Origin of the sequence: Symbioplanes lichenis (genome assembly GCF_030709675.1) — a bacterium.
Lineage (GTDB): Bacteria > Actinomycetota > Actinomycetes > Mycobacteriales > Micromonosporaceae > Actinoplanes > Actinoplanes lichenis.
On the sequence record NZ_JAUZQD010000021.1, the window covers coordinates 1 to 22,353 of the forward strand.

21 protein-coding genes are annotated in these 22,353 nt (G+C 71.6%); 15 read left to right on the forward strand and 6 right to left on the reverse strand.

Going from position 1 to position 22,353, the window contains the following annotated elements; all coding sequences use genetic code 11:
* From RAN62_RS37175 to hpf, 12 genes are all read left to right on the forward strand, one after another.
* Nucleotides 1–573: phosphohexomutase domain-containing protein (locus RAN62_RS37175; RefSeq protein ID WP_498371886.1), on the forward strand; the 573-nt coding region annotated here is incomplete at its 5' end.
* Nucleotides 574–633: 60 nt separating this feature from the next.
* Nucleotides 634–834, forward strand: coding sequence for a Trm112 family protein (locus tag RAN62_RS37180; RefSeq protein WP_305789565.1), 201 nt, complete (start codon nt 634–636; stop codon nt 832–834).
* Nucleotide 835: 1 nt separating this feature from the next.
* Nucleotides 836–2,056 carry an SIS domain-containing protein gene (locus RAN62_RS37185; RefSeq protein WP_305789566.1) on the forward strand — a complete coding sequence of 407 codons (1,221 nt, stop codon included), beginning with the start codon at nt 836–838 and terminating at the stop codon, nt 2,054–2,056.
* A complete protein-coding gene (locus tag RAN62_RS37190) occupies nt 2,053–3,015 on the forward strand; it encodes a cation diffusion facilitator family transporter (protein WP_305789567.1) in 963 nt (320 codons plus the stop codon). The genes RAN62_RS37185 and RAN62_RS37190 overlap by 4 nt, the downstream gene beginning before the upstream one ends.
* A gap of 70 nt (nt 3,016–3,085) precedes the next feature.
* Entirely contained in the window at nt 3,086–4,240 is a 1,155-nt protein-coding gene (gene manA / locus RAN62_RS37195; protein WP_305789568.1) for a mannose-6-phosphate isomerase, class I, read from the forward strand.
* A 427-nt stretch (nt 4,241–4,667) separates the two neighbouring features.
* Nucleotides 4,668–5,510 (forward strand): helix-turn-helix domain-containing protein, encoded by an 843-nt coding sequence (locus RAN62_RS37200; RefSeq protein ID WP_305789569.1) that lies wholly within the window; start codon nt 4,668–4,670, stop codon nt 5,508–5,510.
* 48 nt (nt 5,511–5,558) lie between these two features.
* On the forward strand, nt 5,559–5,759 hold the full coding sequence (locus tag RAN62_RS37205; protein ID WP_305789570.1) for a DUF397 domain-containing protein: 201 nt from the start codon (nt 5,559–5,561) through the stop codon (nt 5,757–5,759).
* Between the two features lie 148 nt (nt 5,760–5,907).
* Nucleotides 5,908–6,597: an MtrAB system response regulator MtrA gene (gene mtrA, locus RAN62_RS37210; protein ID WP_089293161.1), complete on the forward strand. Its 690-nt coding sequence runs from the start codon at nt 5,908–5,910 to the stop codon at nt 6,595–6,597.
* 176 nt (nt 6,598–6,773) lie between these two features.
* A complete protein-coding gene (mtrB, locus tag RAN62_RS37215) occupies nt 6,774–8,585 on the forward strand; it encodes an MtrAB system histidine kinase MtrB (protein WP_305789649.1) in 1,812 nt (603 codons plus the stop codon).
* Nucleotides 8,582–10,435 (forward strand): LpqB family beta-propeller domain-containing protein, encoded by a 1,854-nt coding sequence (locus RAN62_RS37220; RefSeq protein ID WP_305789571.1) that lies wholly within the window; start codon nt 8,582–8,584, stop codon nt 10,433–10,435. Before mtrB ends, RAN62_RS37220 begins: the two co-directional genes overlap by 4 nt.
* A 313-nt stretch (nt 10,436–10,748) precedes the next feature.
* Nucleotides 10,749–11,615: a ComF family protein gene (locus RAN62_RS37225; RefSeq protein WP_305789572.1), complete on the forward strand. Its 867-nt coding sequence runs from the start codon at nt 10,749–10,751 to the stop codon at nt 11,613–11,615.
* 190 nt (nt 11,616–11,805) lie between these two features.
* The gene (gene hpf / locus RAN62_RS37230) at nt 11,806–12,417 is read left to right on the forward strand and encodes a ribosome hibernation-promoting factor, HPF/YfiA family (protein ID WP_305789573.1); all 612 of its coding nucleotides are present in this window, start codon (nt 11,806–11,808) and stop codon (nt 12,415–12,417) included.
* Nucleotides 12,418–12,510: 93 nt separating this feature from the next.
* Here the strand turns inward: hpf and RAN62_RS37235 are convergent, their stop codons facing one another.
* Complete coding sequence (locus RAN62_RS37235; protein ID WP_305789574.1) at nt 12,511–13,638, reverse strand: GNAT family N-acetyltransferase; 1,128 nt, start codon at nt 13,636–13,638, stop codon at nt 12,511–12,513.
* Nucleotides 13,635–14,720, reverse strand: a complete 1,086-nt coding sequence (locus tag RAN62_RS37240) for a GNAT family N-acetyltransferase (RefSeq protein WP_305789575.1) — start codon at nt 14,718–14,720, stop codon at nt 13,635–13,637. Before RAN62_RS37240 ends, RAN62_RS37235 begins: the two co-directional genes overlap by 4 nt.
* Nucleotides 14,721–14,895: 175 nt before the next feature.
* On the opposite strand from RAN62_RS37240, the gene secA reads away from it, so the two are divergent.
* Entirely contained in the window at nt 14,896–17,799 is a 2,904-nt protein-coding gene (secA, locus tag RAN62_RS37245) for a preprotein translocase subunit SecA (RefSeq protein ID WP_305789576.1), read from the forward strand.
* Between the two features lie 222 nt (nt 17,800–18,021).
* Here the strand turns inward: secA and RAN62_RS37250 are convergent, their stop codons facing one another.
* From RAN62_RS37250 to RAN62_RS37265, 4 genes are all read right to left on the reverse strand, one after another.
* On the reverse strand, nt 18,022–18,912 hold the full coding sequence (locus tag RAN62_RS37250) for an NAD-dependent epimerase/dehydratase family protein (protein ID WP_305789577.1): 891 nt from the start codon (nt 18,910–18,912) through the stop codon (nt 18,022–18,024).
* A gap of 123 nt (nt 18,913–19,035) precedes the next feature.
* Nucleotides 19,036–19,944 carry an Rv3235 family protein gene (locus RAN62_RS37255; protein WP_305789578.1) on the reverse strand — a complete coding sequence of 303 codons (909 nt, stop codon included), beginning with the start codon at nt 19,942–19,944 and terminating at the stop codon, nt 19,036–19,038.
* A gap of 539 nt (nt 19,945–20,483) precedes the next feature.
* Nucleotides 20,484–20,711 carry a helix-turn-helix transcriptional regulator gene (locus RAN62_RS37260; protein WP_305789579.1) on the reverse strand — a complete coding sequence of 76 codons (228 nt, stop codon included), beginning with the start codon at nt 20,709–20,711 and terminating at the stop codon, nt 20,484–20,486.
* 34 nt (nt 20,712–20,745) lie between these two features.
* On the reverse strand, nt 20,746–21,201 hold the full coding sequence (locus RAN62_RS37265) for an Lrp/AsnC family transcriptional regulator (protein ID WP_305789580.1): 456 nt from the start codon (nt 21,199–21,201) through the stop codon (nt 20,746–20,748).
* A gap of 93 nt (nt 21,202–21,294) precedes the next feature.
* On the opposite strand from RAN62_RS37265, the gene RAN62_RS37270 reads away from it, so the two are divergent.
* Together RAN62_RS37270 and RAN62_RS37275 are read left to right on the forward strand one after the other, a co-directional pair.
* Complete coding sequence (locus tag RAN62_RS37270; protein ID WP_305789581.1) at nt 21,295–21,801, forward strand: rhodanese-like domain-containing protein; 507 nt, start codon at nt 21,295–21,297, stop codon at nt 21,799–21,801.
* A gap of 41 nt (nt 21,802–21,842) precedes the next feature.
* Entirely contained in the window at nt 21,843–22,352 is a 510-nt protein-coding gene (locus tag RAN62_RS37275) for a DUF6912 family protein (protein ID WP_438874599.1), read from the forward strand.
* Nucleotide 22,353 lies beyond the last annotated feature (1 nt).

Here is a 22,353-nt window from a genome sequence, read left to right on the forward strand (position 1 = left end):
TCCGCGATCACGGCGCTGGTGGCGAAGCGGGAGCTGGCGAAGGCCCCGGGCGCCGCGGTGATCCACAACCTGATCACGTCGGCGGCCGTACCCGAGATCATCGCCGAGGCCGGCGGTGAGCCGATCCGCAGCCGGGTCGGGCACTCGTTCATCAAGGCCGAGATGGCGCGGACGAACGCGATCTTCGGTGGTGAGCACTCGGCGCACTACTACTTCCGCGACTTCTGGTTCGCCGACACCGGCATGCTGGCCGCGATGCACGTGCTGGCCGCGCTGGGCGGGCAGGCCGAGCCGCTGTCGGCCTTCGCCGCCGAGTACGAGCGCTACAGTGCCTCGGGCGAGATCAACTCGACCGTCCCGGACGCCGCCGCCAAGATCGCGGAGGTCAGGGCCGCGTTCCCGGACGCGGAGTTCGACAGCCTCGACGGCATGACGGTGAAGCTGGGCGACGGCTCGTGGTTCAACCTGCGCGCGTCCAACACGGAGCCGCTGCTGCGCCTCAACGTCGAGGCGCCCAAGCCCGACCGGATGGCGGCGCTGCGCGACGAGGTGCTCGCTCTCGTACGCGGTTAGGATCACCTGGTTCCTGGGGAAGACAACCCCACAGATCCGTACCGCGAAGGAGCCTTTCCGGTGGCCCTCGACCCGCAGTTGCTGGACATCCTGGCCTGTCCGGACACCCATCACGCGCCGCTGGGCTACGACGCCGGTGAGCAGACCCTGACCTGCACGGAGTGCGGGCGGGTCTTCGAGGTGCGCGACGACATCCCGGTGCTGCTGCTGGACGAGGCCCGGCCCGGCACCGGCCCTGGCACGCACAGTGAGGTGGCCTGACATGGCAAGCCCCGACGACGGGACGGCGGGCCTCAGCGGGCGCCGCGTCGCCGACGAGTCCCTGCTCGCCGACGAGAAGGAGATGCTGGCGAACGACCCGGGCGGCATGCTGCGGGCCACGGCGTCCGCCGGAGCCCAGGTCCGCGAGGCCGCGTCGCTGGCCGCCGAGGCCAACCTGAGCGGCCTGGCCGACGAGGGCCGTCCCCGCGCGGTCGTGGTCGCGGGCATCGGCACCGCCGGCCTCACCGGCAACATCCTGTCCACGGTCGCGGGCCCCCGCTGTCCCGTGCCCGTCATCGGGCACCGCAGCGCGGGCATCCCGGGCTGGGTGGGTGCCGCCGACGTGGTCATCGCCGTGTCCGCGTCCGGCCGCAGCCCCGAGGCGCTCGCCGCCGCGGACGCCGCCACCCGGCGCGGGGCCCGGCTGGTCGCCATCGGCCGCCCCGACTCCGAGCTGCAGTCCATGGCCGAGCGGGCCCGGGCGCCGTTCATCCCTGTGCCCCGGCGCGCGCCGGCCCGGGCCACCCTGTGGGGCCTGGCCGTGCCGGTGCTGCTCGCCGGGCGCGCGCTGGGCCTGGTGAAGGTCAACGAGGCCGACTTCGCCGAGACCGCCACCCGCCTGGACGCCGACGCCGAGCGCTGCCGCCCGGCCGCCGAGTCGTTCGTCAACCCGGCCAAGTCGCTCGCCCTCGACATCTCCGGCTCGGTGCCGATCGTGTGGGGCTCGTCGCCGCTGGCCACCGTCGCGGCCCGGCGCTTCGCCGACACGCTGGCCGCCAACGCCCGCTACCCGGTGATGGCCGGCGCGCTGGGCGAGGCCGGCCGGGGTCGCGTGGGCCTGCTGGACGGGCCCTTCGGCGGTCTGGCCGAGACGTCCCGGGACATCTTCGCCGACCCCGACGACGAGGAGGCCACCACCCGGCTGCGGCTCGTCGTGTTCCGGGACGGCGGTCTCAACCCCGAGGACGACGCGGACGAGCCGGTCGCCGTCGAGGAGCGCCGGGCGGAGGCCGTCCAGGTGCTCGCCGAGCGGCGGGGCGTGCGCTGCGACGTCCTCACCGCGGAGGGCGGCTCCGCGCTGGAGCGGCTCGCGTCGCTCACGGCCGTGCCCGACTTCGCGTCGATCTACCTGGCCCTGGCGCACGGCCTCGACCCCATGGCCGTGCCCGCCATCAACGAGATGAAGGAACTGAGCAACCCCATGCCGGAGACCCTGCAGTGAGTGCTGAAGGCGGCACCAAGGCGATCCTTGCGGCGCTGTCCGCGAACCTCGGCATCGCAGTCACCAAGTTCGTCGCGTTCCTGCTGACCGGCAGCTCGTCGATGCTGGCCGAGTCGATCCACTCGGTCGCCGACTCCGGCAACCAGGGCCTGCTGCTGCTGGGCGGCAAGCGCTCGCGGCGCCGGCCCACCGCCGAACACCCCTTCGGGTACGGGCGGGAGCGTTACATCTACGCCTTCATCGTCGCGATCGTGCTGTTCAGCGTCGGTGGCCTGTTCGCGCTCTACGAGGGCTGGCACAAGATCCAGCACCCCGAGCCGATCGAGAGCTGGCAGTGGGTGCCCGTCGCAGTGCTGGTGGTCTCCATCGGTCTGGAGGGCTACTCCTTCCGGACGGCGATCAAGGAGTCGAACCACACGCGCGGCAAGACCAGCTGGGTCGACTACGTGCGCCGGGCCAAGGCGCCCGAGCTGCCCGTGGTGCTGCTGGAGGACGCCGGAGCCCTCACCGGTCTGGTGTTTGCGCTGCTGGGCGTGGGGCTGACCCTGATCACCGGCAACGGCATCTGGGACGGCATCGGCACGCTCTTCATCGGCGCGCTGCTCGTGGTCATCGCGGCCGTGCTGGCCATCGAGACCAAGAGCCTGCTGCTGGGCGAGGGGGCCAACCCCGAGGACATCACCAAGCTGCAGAAGGCCATCACCGCCGGCCCCGGCGTCGAGCGCGTCATCCACATGAAGACGCTCTACCTCGGCCCGGAGGAGCTGCTGGTCGCGGCGAAGATCGCGGTCCCGCCGACGGAGAGCGCCGAGGAGGTGGCCCGGCACATCAACGAGACCGAGCAGCGCATCCGGGCGGCCCTGCCGATCGCTCGCGTGATCTATCTCGAGCCGGACATCTTCAGTCCGCAGCTGGCGGCCGCGACCAAGGAAGACGCCGCCGCCGAACCGGCACACTGATCTGATGGAAGGACCCGCGGGCCGCGCGCTCGCGGGTCCTTTTCTGTTCATCGACTAAGGAGGCGGCCCCGTGGCTGCTGTTCTTCCGCTGACCGGCGTCATCCGCCCGTACGCGTGGGGCTCGCGCACCGCCCTGGCCGAGCTGCAGGGCCGGCCCGCCCCGACCGAGGAGCCCGAGGCCGAGCTGTGGCTCGGTGCGCATCCCGGTGACCCGTCGACGGTCCCGGGCGACGCGGGTCCGGTGACGCTGAACACGCTCATCGAGCAGGACCCCGAGGGGCAGCTCGGAGCCGAGGTGGCCGCCGAGTTCGGGACGCGGTTGCCGTACCTGATGAAGGTGCTGGCGGCTGGTGCCCCGCTCTCGCTGCAGGCCCACCCGGACGCCGAGTACGCGAAGCGTGCCTTCGCCGCGCAGGATGCCGACCCGTCCGCGCCCAGGAATTACACGGACGCGTTCCACAAGCCGGAGATGCTCGTCGCGTTGACACCGTTCGAGGCGCTGTGCGGCTTCCGGGACCCGCACGTGGCGGCGGACGAGCTCGCCGCCCTGGGCATCGACCGGCTGGGTTCCGTCGTGGACGCGCTGCGCAAGGGCGTCGACGGACTGAGCGTCGCGGTGCGCACCCTGCTCGAGTGGCCGGCGGACGACCGGGCCGCCCTGATCGCCGAGGCGCAGGCCGCGCCGCTGGTCGCCCGGCTCGCGGAGAGCTACCCGGCGGACCCGGGCGTGCTGGTCGCGCTGCTGCTCAACCTGGTGCAGCTCGCGCCGGGCGAGGCCATTTGGATGCCCGCCGGGAACCTGCACGCCTATCTGAGCGGCACCGGCGTCGAGATCATGGCCGCAAGCGACAACGTGCTGCGCGGCGGGCTCACGCCGAAGCGGGTGGACGTGGACGAGCTGCTGCGGGTGCTCCGCTTCGAGGTGCTCGAGGAGCCGATCCTGGCGGCGACCGAGGTGTCGCCCGGCGTGGTGACGTGGAAGGTTCCGGTACGCGAGTTCGCGCTGTACCGGATGACGCTGACCCCGGCGACCCCGCCGCAGCGTCTGCCCGCCGGTGGTCCGCGGATCGTGCTCGGCGTGGCGGGGGACACGTTCGTGGCGGAGGCGGTGGACGGGACTCCGGTGGAGTTGACTCCCGGGTCCGCTGCGTACGTGCCGGCATCGACCGGACCGGCGACTGCTGCGGGCGTGGGGGAGCTGTTCCTCGCCGCCCCGGCAAACTGACTTTTCCGACTTTTCCGGATTTGCTTGACATGGTCTGTGCGGAGTGTGAATCTATAACCACGCAGCGTCACTGGTGATCGGGGGGTCCCACGACGCGCGCGGTACCAAACCGGGGGGATGAACGGGGCGGCGGGTCTTCGGGCCTGTCGCCTCGTTCGCTTTCCCGGTCTTTTTCGCGCTCCGGGTGCGTACGCGTGGATGCTCAGGGCTGGGCACATGGAAAAGCGAACCGGTGGTTGCCGCCATCCGGTTCGCTTTCCGACATCCGCGCCTCGCCCCCGCAGGCGACGCGCAGGTGGTGCCTGGTCTCCCGCCCGGCGACCCGCACCAAGTCGTACCTCCTATCCCATTAGCACATGGTCAGGGCGGATCTGCAAGTGCAGATCGTGGTCTGCAAGTTGCACAGAGTCGCCGGTACGGTGGTCGCGTGGCGCGATCGACATCCATGGCTGCCCGTCGGGAACTCGGCGACGAGCTGCGCCGCCTGCGTGGTGAGCGCCGGGGATCGCAGGTGGCGGCCGGGCTGCAGTGGTCGGAGTCGAAGCTGTCCCGGATCGAGACGGCGCGCACCGGCATCAGCGACGCGGACCTGGAGCGGCTGCTGCACATGCTGGGTGTACCGCAGAGTGAGCGCCCTCCGCTCCGGGAGCTGGCGCGGCGCGGCCGGGCCCGGGTGTGGTGGGCGCCCTACCGTTCGTCGGTCTACGAGCCCTACGACGAGTACGTGGCGTTCGAGGCCGAGGCCGTGCTGATGTGCGAGTGGGAGTCGCAGCTGGTGCCGGGCCTGCTGCAGACCGACGAGTACGCCCACGCGGTCATCCGGGCGGCTGCCGACGAGCGGGACACCGAGGTCCTGGAGCGCCGCACCGCCCTGCGCATGGCCCGGCAGAGCGTCCTGAGCCGGGACCCCGCCCCGCGCCTGTGCGTGGTGCTCGACGAGGCCGTGCTCCGCCGCGAGGTGGGGGGCGCCGGCGTGATGCACCGCCAGCTCCAGCGGCTGTACGACGCCAGCCGCCGCCCGGGCATCGACCTGCACGTGCTGCCGTTCGCCGCCGGGTCGCACGCGGCGGTGACCGAGGCGTTCGTGATCTTCGACTTCGAGGACCGGCCCTCGGTCGTGCACAGCGAGGATCTCGTCGGCGGCCAGCTGCGCACCAAGCCCGGTGACGTCGCGGTCTATCGGGCGGCGTTCGAGGACGTACGGTCGCGGGCCCTGCCGGTGTCCGAAACGCGCAAGTTTATCGCCCGATCAGTTGAACTGCTCGACTGATCACGACTTCACGCCGTTAGTCCGGCGGGTATTCATACGCTGAAGGGCATGACATTGCAGCACAAGGCTTTGACCTGGCGGAAGAGCACGCGTAGCGGCCCCGCCGGGCACTGTGTGGAGATCGCTTCGGCCGCGGCCGCGATCTTTGTACGGGACAGCAAGGACGTCTCGGGGCCGGTCCTCGAGTTCGGCCGGGAAGGATGGCGGGAGTTCATCGCCGGGGTGCGGGCCGGCGAGTTCGACCGCTGATGCCGGTGCGGGCGGTGCTGCCGTCCGCACCGTTCCCCTCACTCTCTGGCTTTTCCGGGCTCGTCACGCCATGATCGGCAGGCCCGTCGTGATGATGATCGACGGGCGGTCACACGGTCCGGAAGGGGACAGTGCAATATTGGATCGCATGAGAGCCCGCGTACTCGTCGTCGACGACGACCCCGCGCTGGCCGAGATGCTCGGCATCGTCCTGCGCAGCGAGGGTTTCCTGCCCTCGTTCGTCGCCGACGGTGAGCGGGCGCTCGCCGCGTTCCGGGAGTCCAGGCCCGACATAGTTCTGCTCGACCTGATGCTGCCCGGAATGAGCGGCATCGACGTGGCCCGGGCCATCCGCGCCGAGTCCGGCATCCCGATCGTCATGCTGACCGCCAAGAGCGACACGGTCGACGTGGTGCTCGGCCTCGAGTCAGGCGCCGACGACTATGTGGTGAAGCCGTTCAAGCCCAAGGAGCTGGTGGCGCGGATGCGGGCCCGCCTGCGCCGCGGCGAGGACGCCGCCCCGGAGATGCTGACCATCGGCCCGCCCGGCAACCAGATCACCATCGACGTCCCGGCCCACACGGTGTCGCGCGACGGCGAGGAGGTGAAGCTGACGCCGCTCGAGTTCGACCTGCTGGTCGCGCTCGCCCGCAAGCCGCGCCAGGTCTTCACCCGCGAGGTGCTGCTGGAGCAGGTCTGGGGCTATCGGCACGCGGCCGACACGCGGCTGGTCAACGTGCACGTGCAGCGGCTGCGGGCCAAGATCGAGCCGGATCCGGAGCGGCCGGAGATCATTTTGACCGTACGTGGGGTGGGCTACAAGGCCGGGACGGGCTGAGCCTGTCTTTCCCCTGGCCCTGCTTCCCGCTTCATGGGGGAGCGGGGCCTTTTGTTGTCCACAGGGTCCGCGCGCTTTGTCGGGGGTCGGGGCTAACCTTGGCCCCGATGCGTGCTCCTGCCTGGCTTCCGATGCCCGTCCGCCGCCCCCTCCGCGTGGTGCGGCGGCAGTGGCGCATGGCCCTGCGCAGGCTCAAGCGCTATTCCGCTCCGGCGCGCCGGGCCTGGCGGCGCTCGTTGCACCTGCGCGTCGTCACCCTGACCCTGGTGACGTCGAGCCTGCTGGTGGGGGCCTTCGGCTGGTTCATCGCCGACCGCAGCACCCAGATCCTGCTCGACCGGGCCGAGGACGAGGTGCACTCGCAGATGGTCGGCAAGGTCGACTATGCGATCAGCCAGCTGACCGTGCACCGGCAGGTCCGCGACCCGAAGCTCCCGGTCACGCTCAACAACACCGTGACCCGGCTCGCGGCCGGCGACCCCGACGAGACCGGCGGCGCCATCCTCGAGCTGCGCGCCGACAGCATCCCCGACATCAAGCCGGTGACGTCGGCCAAGTTCGACACCAGCGCGCTGATCACCAAGGAGCTGCGGCGCGACGTCTCGGGCGACAGCCTGGTCGCCCAGCAGATCCGCACCACCGACGTGCGCGGCGAGCCGGTGAAATACCTGGTCTACGGCTCGCCCGTGCCGGCCGCCTTCGGCCACCTCGAGCTCTATTACATGGTGCCGCTCACCACCGAGGACCGCGCGGCCAACGAGATCCGCACCACGGTCCTCGTCACCGGTCTCGCCCTGGTCATCCTGCTCGGCGTGATGGCCGGCCTGGTCACGCGCATGGTGGTGACGCCGGTCCGGGTGGCCGCGCGCACCGCCCAGCGGCTCTCGGCCGGCCTGCTCGACCAGCGGATGAAGGTCGACGGCGAGGACGATCTCGCCCTGCTGGCCGCCTCCTTCAACCAGATGGCCGCCAACCTGCAGCGCCAGATCGTGCGTCTCGAGGAGATGTCTCGGCTGCAGCGGCGCTTCACGTCCGACGTGTCGCACGAGCTGCGGACGCCGCTGACGACCGTGCGGATGGCCGCCGACCTCATCTTCTCGTCGCGCGACGAGTTCGACCCGGCCGTGGCGCGCAGCGCCGAGCTGCTGCAGGCCGAGCTGGACCGCTTCGAGGGCCTGCTCACCGACCTGCTCGAGATCAGCCGCTTCGACGCGGGCTTCGCGGCGCTCGACGCCGAGCACACCGACCTGGTCCCGATCGTCGAGCGCGTCGCCGAGCGGCTCACCGGCCTGGCCGAGCGGGTCGGCGTCACGATCGTGCTCCGCCTGCCCGACACGCCGGTCATCGCCGAGGTCGACCCCCGGCGCGTCGAGCGCATCCTGCGCAACCTCGTGGGCAACGCGGTCGAGCACGGTGAGCGCAGGCCGGTCGAGGTCACCATGGCCACCGACGACGCGGCCGTCGCCGTCACGGTCCGGGACCACGGCGTCGGCCTCAAGCCGGGGGAGGAGCGCCTGGTCTTCAACCGCTTCTGGCGCGCGGACCCCTCGCGGGCCCGCCAGACCGGCGGCACCGGCCTCGGCTTGTCGATCTCCGTCGAGGACGCCCGCCTGCACGGCGGCTGGCTCGAGGCGTGGGGCGAGCCCGGCGGTGGGGCCCAGTTCCGGCTGACCGTGCCCGTCCGCTCCGGCGACCGCCTCGTGGCCGCGCCGCTTCCGCTGATCCCGCGTGACCGGGCGGTGGACGCCGTCCCCGCTCCGCTTCCACCCGACGGCGCGATCATCGAGCTGCCGTCCTCCCCGCCGCCCCCCTCGCCCGGCGTGCCCACTTCGACGCCCGGCGGGCCGTCGCCGGCATCGGCCTCGCCGTCCTCGGAGACTGGCGTGCCGTCCTCGGCGTCCGGCGTGGCGGCGTCGGATTCCGGTGGAGCGGCGTCGGACTCCGGTGGGGCGGCCGGGGACGACGAGCCCGCGGAGGTGGGACGATGAGGGGCGGCCGGGGTCTGCGCCGGATGCTCGCCGGGGTGCTGGTGGCGGCGCTGGCGCTCGGGGGCTGCGGCATCCCGGACGAGACCGACGTCGAGCGCCTCGCGCCGGGGCCCTCGCAGGGGCAGTCCTCCGGGAGCGACTCCGAGCGGTCCAAGCCGACCCGCGAGGAGGCGGCGGACGACACCACCGCGCTCGTCGAGAATTATCTCGAGGCGGCGGCGGCCGGTGACCCGGACTCGTCGATCGAGCAGGTGCGCAGCTTCCTGTCGCCGTCGGCCGCGATCCCGTTCGCCAAGGTGCCGGCCACCATCAAGATCATTCACCTGGTCGAGGACCCGCTCGTCAACCCGGGCAGCGACGAGGTGACCCTGCAGGCGCGCACGGTCGGGCTGCTCACCCCCGACGGGACAATGGAGGCCTCCCCGGACTCCGGCGTGCAGACCTACAAGCTGACCGTCGCGCGCATCACGGGCAAGGACGGGCTGTTCGTCACCAAGGCGCCGCAGGTGCTGCTGCTGACGGACCAGGCCCTGACCTCGTACTACGACCAGCGCATCATCTACTTCTGGAACAAGGACCACACCTCGCTCGTGCCCGACGTGCGGTGGATGTCCGTCGAGGTGCCGCGCGAGCAGGTGCCCCAGCAGGTCATCAACTGGCTGATCGACGGTCCCTCGGCGTGGCTGGAGAATGCCGTCGAGCCGCTGCCCGAGGGCACCCAGCTGATCGGCAACGTGCCCGCCGTCACCGAGGAGGGCAAGCTCCAGATCAACCTGAGCAACCAGGCGCTCGACCCGGCCGACGGCGAGACCCCCGCCGACGCGATGGAGCGGTTGCGCCAGCAGCTGCAGTGGTCGCTGCGCAAGCAACTGCCGCAGGTGCTCGAGCTGAAGATCGGCAACCAGGAGCAGCGCGACTACTCCTCCGGCACCGACTATCTGGACAGCAACGCCTCCTACCGGGTGGCGGCCACGCCCGAGCGCTTCATCGTCTACAACGGCGAGGTGCGGCGGCTCGACCTGTCGGCGGGCTCCACCGAGCCGGTGCCGGTGCTGCGGGCCGAGGACAACCGCAACGTGCGCTCGGCCGCGATCGCCCGCGGCGTCGGCGACCACGGCTATGTCGCGCTGGTGGTCACCGAGAAGGGCAGTCCGGTGCTCCGGGTCGGCAGCGCGGCCCCGGGCGAGTCGGCCAACCTGCACTCCGTGCCGCTGCCGGGTGACCCGTCGGCGCCGCCGGTGTGGGCGCTGACCTCCGACGACGCCCAGACCGGCGAGCTCGGGATGCTCATCGTCGGCGGCAAGCTCTACAGCTTCTCGGCCGAGGGCCAGGCGCTGCGCGAGATCAAGTGGACCGGCCCGGCCGGCCCGATCACCTCGGTCGCGGTCGCGCCCGACGGCCGCCGCGTCGCCCTGGTGGTCGGCGGCAAGCTCTACGTGGCGGCGCTGACCGCCGAGGGCGACGAGCCCGAGCTGACCTCGCCCCGCTTCACCGAGGTCGTCGACCTGGCCACGGTCACCGCCGTCGACTGGGGCACCGAGACGGCCGTCGTCGTCGCGGGCACCCGCAGCGACCGCAACCGCGTCGCGATCCTGGCCACCGAGATCGACGGCAGCCTGCGCACCGAGATCCTCTCCGACCTGGGCACGACGCCGGTCACCTACCTGACCTCCTACCCCGTCAGCCCCACCACGGGCAAATACGTCCCCGACATCACCGAATACATGTCCAATGGCGCCGCCTTCGACGTCCTCTCCGGCCCCGAAACCATCGAGACCGACGACCTGACGGGCGACGTCCAGAACCCGCCCCCGGGCGTCCGCCCCGTCAACCCCTTCTTCCTCCGCTAGCCCTCCGCCCTTCGCTGACCTTCCGCCCGTCGCCCGTCGCCCGTCGCCCGTCGCCCGCGGCGCGTCGCGCGTAGCCCGTGGCGCGGCGCCCGTCGCGCGGCGCCCGTCGCGCGGCGCCCGTCGCGCGGCGCTTTCTGTCCGTCGCCTTCCGCGCGTTGCCCGTCGTGCGCTGGACCGTCGCCCGGCGCCTGTCGCCCGCTGCGCTTCCGCCCCCGCCTTCGCGCGCCGGCCCCTGCGTCTGCTCATCAAGCTCCGCGGGACCACACAGCTGTCCTGCGCATGGGCTCTCAGTTCAGCGACGAAAGGTGGGCAGGTGTTGAGTAAGCGAGACGTCGAGGCGGGATGGGTTCGCCGGCTGGCGGAGTGGGGCGGGGACCTGGCGGACCTCGTGCTGCCCGGTGCCTGTGCCGGCTGTGGCGCCGAGCGGATCCCGTTGCGCTACGGGACTTGTGCGCGCTGTGTGGCGGAGCTCGAGGCGCTCCGGCCGTACCCGACAGTGCCGTCGCCTCCGCCGCAGGGGATGCCGGCCTGTGTCGCCGCCGGGGTCTACGGGGGTGCGTTGCGGCAGGCGCTGCTGGCGTACAAGGAGCGGGGGCGGCATCGGCTGGCCGGACCGCTCGGGGCGGTGCTGGCGGCCTCGGTGGCGGCGGCTGCGGTGCGGGGCGGCGGCGGGCGGCGGGTGCCGATCGTGGTGGTTCCGGTGCCTTCGACGGCGGCGGCCGTACGGGAGCGGCACGGGGACCACATGGCGCGGCTCGCCGCACAGGCTGTGCGCCGTCTGGAGGGTGCCGGTTGGCAGGCTCGGATGGTGCGGCCGTTGCGGGCGCTGCCGCGGCCTGACTCGGCGTCACTGGATGTGCGCGGACGGGCGGCGGCGGCTGAGAGTTCACTGCGAATAAAGGGTGACGGGATCCGCATTCCGCGACGGCGGCCGACGATCGGGGGCACGCTGATAGTGGTGGACGACATCGTCACGACGGGGGCCACGCTGGCCGCCGTGACATGCCGGTTGCGGGAGGTGGACGTGCAGGTCACGGGGGCCGCGGTGCTCGCGGCGACGCGACTGCGGGCCACGCGGCCCGGAGCTGGTGGCCCCGGTGTGCCGTGGTCGGCGTCAGGGCCGGAAGTCCCGCCATCGGGTTCCCGAACGAGGGGTGACGGGCGGGCTTCGGCAGGTTAGCGTTCTGGTGACGAGGACAAGCGCGATGCTTGTCCGCCACCGGGAGCGAAGTCGATCGTCCGACCCGCCGCACCGGAAAGGAGCGTCCTCGCAAGCCTTTCGCCGGTCGTGCGCGTGGATCGTTTCCGAGAGCCACCGACGCCGGCAAGCACCTACCTGTTGTTCTGGCCAACGTTGGGGGAGGTCACGAGTGGACATTGTCGTCAAGGGCCGCAACGTAGAGGTTCCTGATCACTATCGGGAACACGTCGCCGACAAACTGGCAAAAGTCGAACGGTACGACCAGAAGCTGATCCGAGTCGACGTGGAGCTCTTCCACGAGCGCAACCCGCGGCAGTCGGACAACTGCCAGCGCGTGGAGATCACGGTGGTGACCCGGGGGCCGGTCGTGCGGGCGGAAGCCTGCGCCAAGGATTTCTACGCCGCGCTGGACGTGGCGATCAACAAGCTCGACGCCCGGTTGCGTCGCGCCGCCGATCGCCGCCGGGTCCACCGCGGCCGGCACGCACCGGTGTCCGTGGCGGCCGCCACCGCCGGGCTACCGACCGACCTGCCGAGCATGACGCCGCCGGACGACGCGCTGGACGACCTGCACGAGCAGGACGACAACCAGCCGTGGCGCATTGTGCGCGAGAAGGAACACCCCGCGGACCCGATGACGGTGGACGACGCGCTCTTCCAGATGGAGCTTGTCGGCCACGACTTCTACCTCTTCCATGACAAGGAGAGCGGCCGGCCCAGCGTCGTCTACCGCAGACGCGGCTACGACTACGGCATCCTCAGCCTCGAGACGACGGGGTAACGGCTGCTCGGAGGCCGGCGGGCGCCGGCCTCCCCACACCCGGCGGACCGCCCGGGCGAACGCATCACTCGGCGGACCGGCCGGGCGAACGCATCACTCAGCGGTGGCGTGGGCCAGCAGATCCTCGGCCAGGAGAACGAACTGGACGTCGTCCGACCGGCGGCCGTCCGGACCGGGCAGCCGCGAGCGCATGTAGGCCTCGCGCCGGAAGCCCGCCTTCTCCAGCACCCGCTGGGAGCCGATGTTGGTCGGCAGGGCGCCCGCGATCAGCCGGGCGATCCCGGTCTCCGCGAAGGCCCACAAGGCCACGAGCTGGGCCGCCCGCGTCGGGTAGCCCCGCCTGCGCCACGCCGGCATCATGCTGTAACCGATCATCGCCTGGGCCGTCGGCGGCTCCATGTAGTACAGCCCGATCTCGCCGGCCGGGGCGCCCGTGGCGGTGTCGACGATGATCAGATCGGCCCGCTCGCCGGCCAGCCACGCCGCTTCCGTGCGGTCACAGCGCTGTTCCATCTTCTGGCGGCTCGGCGGCACCGGGGGCACGGTCGTGGCGACGACGTCGGGCAGGCTGTGCAGCTCCAGATAGAAGTCCAGGTCGTCCGGGGTGAGCGGCCGAAGGGTCACCACGCCGTCGGAGAGCTCGCCGCCGGGCAGGTCGGGCAGCAGCCGGACCACGGGGTCCGGCGGGTCACCGGCCAGCCGGGCGAAGACGAGCAGGTCGTCCCGGCCGCCGTCGCGATCCTGGACGGCTCCCCGGCGTACGCCCTCGCGCTGGAAGCCCGCCGCGAGCGCGACCCGCTGGCTCGTGCCGTTCTCCCAGTGGGTGAGGAGCTCCAAGCGCTGGAGGCCGGTGCTGAACGCGTGCTCGGTCACCGCGCGCACGGCGGCGGTGGCGACACCTCGATGCCGGGCGCCGGGTGCTGTCCAGTATCCGATCTCGGCCTGGCCGCGCTCGGCGATCACCCGGTCGAGTCCGACGCCGCCCAGCAGCCGGTCGGTGGCCGGGTCGGCGACGGCCCAGAAGCCGCCGCCCGCCGCGATCATCCCCGGCACGACGTCGCGCAGATAGTTGTCGGCGTGCGTGCGGGTGAAGGGGATCGGCAGTGCGGGCAGGAAGCGCCGCAGGTCCCAGTCGTTGTACGCGACCAGCAGCTCGTCCAGGTCGTCGCGGGTCAGCGCGCGCAGCACGACGCCGTCGCCGGAGATGGTGGGAACCCTCACACGACCTCTTCTCTCAGCAGCGACGCCACCCGGGCGTCGTGCCGCTCACCGTTGATCATCAAAGCCTGCCTCATCAGGCCCTCCACGGTGAAGCCCGCCTTGACCGCGACCCGCACGGAGGCGTCGTTGCCGTCGGCCGCGCGGATCTCCAGCCGGCTCAGCCCGAGCGCCTCGAACGCCCAGCGGCTGATCGCCTTGACCGCCGCCACCGCATATCCGCGCCCGCGCGCCCGCGGCGACACCAGATAACCCACTTCGCCCACCGCCGGGTCGCGGGTGGTCACCCTCACGTCAACCTCTCCCTGGTACGCGTCCCGCCCGTCGACGATCGCGAACACCGCCTCCTCGCCCCGGTCCCACAGCCGGGGCACCTCGTCGCGGACGTGACTCTCCGCTTCGGCCGCCCCGTACGGCAGGTGGACCCCGAACCACGTGACCACGTCCGGATCGTTCATCGCCGTCACGAGGGCCGGGATGTCGCGCTCCTCGGGCCTGCGGAGCGTGACCGGGGCGGCGGCGATGACCGGGGGCTCCGCCTGGAAGGTGCGGGCTGAACGGCGTACCGGAAAGGGCAGATCTTGGGCCGCAGCCGTGAGATCGCCGGGGGTCAGCGCGCCGAGCCACTTGTCGGGGGCGGGCCGGATGCCGATCATGCGGAAGCCGATCCGCAGCGCCGTGACGCGCGAGGCGTGGTTACCGACCGCAGCGCGCCAGTCGACACGCTGGAGCCCCTCGTCGAACGCCCACGTGCACAACGCGCGAGCGGCCCGCTCGGTGACTCTGCGTCCCCGCGCGGGGGCCGCCGACCAGTAGCCGATCTCCGCCGTGCCCGCCCGCTCGTCGATCTGGTGCAGCGAGATGCCGCCGGCCACCTCGTCGCCGGCGAAGATCCCGAGGTCGAAGGCGCCGGGCCGGCCGGTCCCGATGAACTCGAGGGCGTGGCGCAGCTCGTACGGCCGCGGCCAGCCGGACAACCACCGGTGCAGCTCCGGGTCCTGACACGCCCGGGTCATCGCCTCGGCGTCGGAGCGCCGCCACGGCCGGATCACGAGTTCGTCCACGACAATTTCGGGGGTCCGCACGCGGCCATCCTCGCGCGCTGAGCGGCGGTGTCGCCACCGGGTCGCGCGGTGCGCTGTCAGCGAACTAGCCGGGCGATTTCGGGGGCTTTGTGCCGTTGGCCCGGGGCTCGGGTCACAGCCTCCCAGCAAAGGCGCCTACGATGGGTCGGCAGACCGTCTAGGGGAGCGTTGACCCGTGTCGATTTTGGAAAAAGTCCTCCGCGCCGGCGAAGGCCGACTGGTGCGTCGCCTCAAGGCGATCGCCGACGCGGTCAACTCGATCGAGGACGAGTACACCGACCTGACCGATGACGAGTTGCGCGAGCAGACCGCCGAGTTCAAGCAGCGGTTCGCCGACGGCGAGTCGCTCGACGACATGATGGTGGAGGCGTTCGCGGTGGCCCGCGAGGGCGCCCGCCGCGTGCTCGGCCAGCGCGCCTACGACGTCCAGCTCATGGGCGGCGCCGCGCTGCACTTCGGCAACATCCCCGAGATGAAGACCGGTGAGGGCAAGACCCTGACCGGCGTCTTCCCGGCCTACCTCAACGCGCTCAGCGGCGAGGGTGTGCACATCATCACGGTGAACGACTACCTCGCGCAGCGCGACGCCGAGTGGGTCGGCCGGGTGCACACGTTCCTCGGCCTGACGGTCGGCGTGATCCTGCCGAACCGGCCCGCGGCGGAGCACCGCGCGGCCTACCAGTGCGACATCACGTACGGGACCAACAACGAGTTCGGCTTCGACTACCTGCGCGACAACATGGCGTGGTCGGCGAGCGAGCTGGTGCAGCGCGGGCACAACTTCGCGATCGTGGACGAGGTCGACTCGATCCTCATCGACGAGGCCCGCACGCCGCTGATCATCTCCGGCCCCGGCGAGCACTCCCAGCGGTGGTACGGCGAGTTCGCCAACCTGGTCGGCCGCCTGCAGAAGGGCAAGGACGGCGAGGGCGACTACGAGGTCGACGAGGCCAAGCGCACGGTCGCGATCACCGAGCGCGGCGTCGCCCGGGTCGAGGACCGGCTCGGCATCGACAACCTCTACGAGTCGGTCAACACCCCGCTCGTGGGCTACCTCAACAACGCCATCAAGGCCAAGGAGCTCTACAAGCGCGACAAGGACTACATCGTCGACGAAAATGGCGAGGTCCTGATCGTCGACGAGTTCACCGGCCGCATCCTGCACGGCCGCCGCTACAACGAGGGCATGCACCAGGCCATCGAGGCGAAGGAGGGGGTGGAGGTCAAGCAGGAGAACCAGACCCTGGCGACCATCACCCTGCAGAATTACTTCCGCCTCTACAACAAGCTCGGCGGCATGACCGGCACGGCGCAGACCGAGGCCGGCGAGTTCAACCAGGTCTACAAGGTCGGCGTCGTGAGCATCCCGACGCACCGCCCGATGGTCCGCGTCGACCACCCGGACGTGATCTACAAGACCGAGAAGGCCAAGTTCAACGCGGTCATCGAGGACATCGCCGAGCGCCACGCCACCGGCCAGCCGATCCTCGTCGGCACGGTCTCCGTGGAAAACTCCGAGATCCTCTCGCAGCTCCTGCGCCGCCGCGGCATCGCGCACAGCGTGCTCAACGCGAAGTTCCACGCCCAGGAGGCGACGATCATCGCCCAGGCCGGGCGCAAGGGCGGCGTCACCGTGGCCACCAACATGGCCGGTCGCGGCACCGACATCCTGCTCGGCGGCAACCCCGAGTTCCTGGCCGCGTCCGAGCTCGCCCAGCGCGGGCTCGACCCGGTCGAGAGCCCGGAGGAGTATGCGAAGGCCCTCGAAGAGGTCCTTCCGGCGTGGAAGGAAGCCTGTGAGGCCGAGGCCGCCGAGGTCCAGGCGGCCGGCGGGCTCTACGTCCTGGGCACCGAGCGCCACGACTCCCGCCGCATCGACAACCAGCTGCGCGGTCGCTCCGGCCGTCAGGGTGACCCGGGCGAGTCCCGGTTCTACCTGTCGCTGCAGGACGACCTGATGAAGCGGTTCCGCGCCGGTGCCGTCGAGGCGGTCATGGACCGCTTCAACATCCCGGAGGACGTCCCCATCGAGTCGAAGATGGTGACCCGCCAGATCCGCAGCGCCCAGACCCAGATCGAGGCGCAGAACGCCGAGATCCGCAAGAACGTCCTGAAGTACGACGAGGTCCTCAACAAGCAGCGCATGGTCATCTACGCCGAGCGCAAGCGCGTGCTCGACGGCGAGGACATGCACGACCAGGCCCAGCACATGATCGACGACACGGTCACCGAATATGTGCGCGCGGCCACCTCCGAGGGCTACGCGGAGGACTGGGATCTCGACCAGCTCTGGGTCAACCTCAAGCGCCTCTTCCCGCTGACCCTCACGATCGATGACGTCGTCGAGGAAAACGGGGGCGAGCGCGCCGGCATCGACCAGGACTACCTGATCGAGAAGATCAAGACCGAGGCCCGCAACGCCTACCAGGCCCGCGAGGACGAGCTGGGCGAGGAAGCCGTCCGCGAGCTCGAGCGCCAGGTGCTGCTCGCCGTCATCGACCGCAAGTGGCGCGAGCACCTCTACGAGATGGACTACCTGCAGGAAGGCATCAGCCTGCGGGCGTACGCCCAGCGCGACCCGGTGGTCGAATACCAGCGCGAGGGCTTCGACATGTTCAACCAGATGATGGAGGGCATCAAGGAGGAGGCGGTCGGCTTCCTCTTCAACCTGGAGGTCCAGGTCGAGGAGCAGCCCACCGTCACCGTCGACCCGTCCCAGGCCGTGGCCATGCCGCGGGCCGGCGACGACGACGAGCCCCAGGTCGAGGTGCGCGCCAAGGGCCTGGGCGCCCCGGCCACCCGCCCGGGCAGCCTCCAGTACACCGCCCCGACCATCGACGGCGAGGCCGGCGCGGGCGCCCCGCAGATCCAGCAGGAGCCGCAGAACGCCCCGGCCCTGGGCCTCGGCGGCTCCCCGGTCGTCCCGGCGAGCCCGGCTCACACCGGCGCCCACCGCGCCCCGGCCGGCCGCTCGTCAGGCCAGGCCGAGGCGAGCAACGGACCGTCCCGCAACGCGCCGTGCTACTGCGGCTCGGGCAAGAAGTACAAGCGCTGCCACGGCGCCCCGGGCGCGGTCTGACCGTCCCCGCTCTTCCGGCACTGCTCCGGCCCCTACAGCATCGCGCCGTGGGGGCCGGCGCCTTTTCTCGGGTCGGCCCTTTCCTGTCCGGCCTCACTTCTGGTGCGGTGCCCCCGCCTGCCCCTCGGCCGCCCGCCGGTGGCTCGGCTGGTGGCACTCTTGCGCGCTCGCCTTCTGCGGGTGGTTTGGTGGTGGGCCCACGCCGCATTGTTAGCGCCTGATTCAGTGCGAGCGCAGCAGCTCGTAGATTCCGTGCACCGGGCGATAGCCGAAGGCTTCAGCGGCGGCCCGGGAGTCGTAGACGCGGTCGAGCGTGCGAGGTAGCGGCCAGTTCCTCTCCCGGAAGGCGGCCGCGATCTCAGGGAGCCGCTCGGTGATCAGCCCGGCCGCATCGCTGTTCAGGGCGGGGCAGTCTGCGCGGGTGAAGGGGTAGGGCCCCGCGACGTTGAAGGTGCCGTTCACGGCGGGTTGTCCGATGACGCCGAGGACGGCTGTCACGACGTCGTCCAACGCTACGGCTCGATGCAGGAAGTGGGTCGCCAGCACGGGCGGCGGCTCCGGGAAGCAGCGGGCGATGCGCAAGCTGACCGACGGGATCGCGGCCGAGGTGACCAGGCGCTCGGCTGCCAGCTTCGTTTCGTCGTAGATGTCACGCGGGCGGGGCTCCAACGCCTCGTCGACCCATACCGCCTGGTCGGTGGGTACCAGAGCGTGCCCGTAGACGCTGGTGCTGCTGATGTAGACAACGCGCCGGACACTCTTGCGGCCGGCTTCTTCGAGCAGCGCCTCGGTGGCGTCGACGTTGACGGCCCGGAACTCTCGGTTGTCGACCCGGCCGACATGGGGCGCGTGCAGGGCAGCGGCGTGAACCACGAGCTCGGACTGCTGGAGCGCGGCCCGGCGCACTGTCGGGTCTCGCAGGTCGCCGAGGAGGTTGGTCCGCTGGCCTGGTACTCGGTCGATCCCACGAACGAACCAGCCATCAGCCGCAAGTGCCGCCGCAATCGCCGCGCCGACGCGGCCCGAGGTTCCAGTGACCGTCGCGGCGCGGAGTGCTGGTTGCTCGCTTCGCCCTTCGCGCACAGACCATTGTGACCGCTCGAGCCACAGCATGGGCGTCCTCGGCTCAGCCGGATCTGGTCCGGCGCGACGTCATGGGTGTTCGTGGAGCCCGGGACGGCCGCCGCCTGGGGTGCTCGGTGGACGCCCCGGGGACGGGGGCGTGGGTGGGGCGGCTCAGACCAGGTACATGACCGTGGCCAGCCAGGACTTGTCGTGTTGTTCGAGGCGGAGGGCCAGGGCCCAGGAGCGGGCCGGCGTGTCGAGGACGGCGACGGCTTCGAAGGCGCCGGGGCGGGGCTCGCAGATGTTCAGCTGGCCTACGACGGCGCGGGTGGGGCCGTTGCGCGGGGTGCGAGTCCGGGCGCGCGCCGCGGAGACGCGCTGGGCAGCGGCCTGGCCGGCGGCGACGACCGTGGCGGCGTCGCTCGGAAAGGTCAGCTGGCGGAGGTGCCCGGCGGGGCGGTAGCCGTTGATGACCTCCAAAGACGCGTTCACGAAGCGGCGGACGGCGGCTCGGCCTCCCGTGCTCCGGTCCTCGACCATGGGCCGGCTGGTGACGACTCGGGCTGAGGGTCCGGACGGTGGCGAGCCCGGCGCGGGACGGACGGGCCAGGGGCGGACCGGACCGTGGGGGCCCGGCGCCGGACGGACGTGGCCCCGCCGGTCGAGAAAGCGGTCGAAAGGACGCTCGGCGGCGCGCTCGGAGGACCGGTCGAGAGGACGCTCGGTGGCGCGCTCGGAGGACCGGTCGAGAGGACGCTCGGCGGCGCGCTCCACCTGTGCGGGCAGCGCCGAGAGCGTGGTGGACGATGTCGTCCCGGCGAGGGACGTCATGGCGGCTCGAACCTTGGAGCGGTTGAAGGCTTGGAGCTCCGGCTGGTGCTGCTCGTCGTCGTAGGGCGGGTCGAAGCGGGGCGCGCGCCGGAGATGCAGTGCGGCTCTCTGCGCTGCGGCGAGATCTGCGGCGGCCTGCTCCGCCGGAGTCAGCGGCTCGACCTCCTGCCCGGCCCGCTCGGCGTTCGCTTGGTCCTGGGCGCCCGGCGCCGACTTTGCCTCGACCGGGAGCCGGCCAGGGACGCCCACAGCGGCGGCGGGGGAACAGTCCGCGGCGGTAGGGGAAGAGGCCTCAGCGGTCCCGGCGGAGGGGACCGCTGCGGGACTGACCACCGCCGAAGCAGAGCCGGCCCCGGCCGAGCGGACCGCTGCGGGACTGACCACCGCGGAAGCAAAGCCGGCCCCGGTCGAGCGGGTCGCCGCGGGACTGACCACCGCGGAACGGGCTGCGGTGGCCGGCGGGCTGGTTTCCCGGGGCGGGCCGGGACGGTGCTTGGTTGCTGCTTTCAGATCCGGCGGATCCATCACCACGATCGACATCGTCACCCCTGACAATCTCGTTTGGCTGTGTTTGCCTTCGATGAGTCGCGATTACCCTCAACGACGAGTGTCAGGACGGGACGTCGAGCGGTCAACGGGTGCCGGCCGCGCCTGTGGATAGCGCCGGGGCGGACAAATGGGACCTGTGGACAGCGCAGGGGCGAACAACGGGACTGTGGACAGCGCTTGGGCGAACAACGGGATTGTGGACAGCGCGGGGGCGAACACTGGAACTATGGGCAGCCGGGTCAGTCGGCTTCGCGGTCGGTCAGGGGGTTTTCGCGCACCCAGTCGGCGGTCTCCGCGTACTTCTGCTCGATGTAGGCCTCGAGCCGCGCCCGCTCCACCCGCCACTGACCCCGGCCACCGATCTTGATCGCGGGCAGCTCGCCGCTGCGGACCATGTGGTAGACCTGCGAGTCGGAGACGTTCAGCTCGGCGGCGACGTCCGACAGCAGCAAGAAACGGGGCTCCACAACCTCAGTTTGCCACCGGATGCCTGCGACAGCCTCAGCCGGGCGGCGCCACCGAGCGGCCGGTCAGCGGGCTCGAGTAGACCACGCTCGTCGTCACCGAGCCCAGGCCGCTGATCCGCCCGGTCACTTCTTCCAGATGGCGCATCGAGCGGGCCAGCACCTTCAGCACGAAGCAGTCCTCGCCGGTCACGTGGTGTGCCTCGACGATCTCGGGCGTGGAGTCGAGCAGTGCGTGGAACGGCTTGTAGTTGCCCGTCGGGTACCGCAGCCGGACGAACGCCATCACGGTCAGGCCGACCCGCTCGGGATCGACCTGGGCGCGATAGCCGGCGATGACTCCGGCTTCCTCCAGCCGGCGGACCCGCTCGGCCACGGCACTCGGCGACATCGCCACGGCCCGGGCCAGCTCGGCGTAGCTCGCCCGCCCGTCGCGCTGCAACTCGGCCAGCAACCGCCAATCCGTGCGGTCGAGGGCGGGATCAACGGTCATGGCCGCAACCTACCGGGGTTTCGTCGGCGCGGACACCCGTACACCGGGGATGTTGCCTTAAGCCGAGGCGCCGCGGCTTCTAGCGTCATGACCATGAGAAACGCCATCGAGATCTTCGCTGAACGCCTGGCCACGCAGACGGACGTCGCCGACGTCCGGACGGCGCCGCCGGGCAGCTTCGTCCTCGTCGACTCGCGGTCGCGGCGGGCCTGGGACCAGGGGCATCTGCCCGGCGCTGTGCACCTGCCGACCGCCGAGATCCCGGCCCGGGCGAGCGAGGTGGCCGGGCCCGGTGTTGCCGTTGTCACCTACTGCTGGGGTCCGGGCTGCAACGGCGCCACGCGGGCGGCGCTGGCGTTCGCCCGGCTCGGGTACGAGGTGCGGGAGATGATCGGTGGCGTCGAGTACTGGATCCGCGAGGGCTTCCCGATCGTCACCGCGACCGGCGAGATCACCCGAACCCCGGACCCACTGACCGCGCCCACGGGCGAGGACGCCAAGGACGCCGCGACCGCGGCCGGCGGAGAGGAAGCCAAGGACGCCGCGCCCACGGGAGAGGGAGCCGAGGACCCCGTGACCGCGCCCGCGTGCGGCTGCTGATGAGATAGCGAGGAGCAGCAGTCACAGGCGGGGAGACGAGAGTGCCGATCACCGAGCAGGTCCGGGTCTACGTGCCGGCCACCGTGCCCATGCTGGCCGCGCTGCGGGAGACCGGCCGGCTCGGCGACGCGCCGCCGGCTGCGCACGCGGTCACCCCGGCGCTGCGCGAGTGGTACGCCGAGGGCGACGAGGAAGAGCTCGAATACGTCGCCTTCACCCGGGCCGCCCAGGCCGCCCTGCCGCTCCTCCGGCTCGACCCCGAGGCTCCCCGCCGCCGGGTCGTGGTCTCCGCCGACGTACCCGCCTCGGCGCTGGCCTCGCGCGACCACGAGCTCGGCTCGAGTGCCGTGACGCTGGCCCACCCCGTGGTGCTCAAGCAGGTCGCCGCGGTCCACGTCGACGGGGCGGACGCGGCGGACGACGTCGCGGCAGCCGTCGCCGTCGTGACGGAGGCCCTGGCCGGCGACGAGGACGCCCAGTTCACGGTCGACAGTGCCGAGGACCACGAACTCGAGTGGTACGCCCCCAGCGAGCTCGACCAGCTCACCTGAG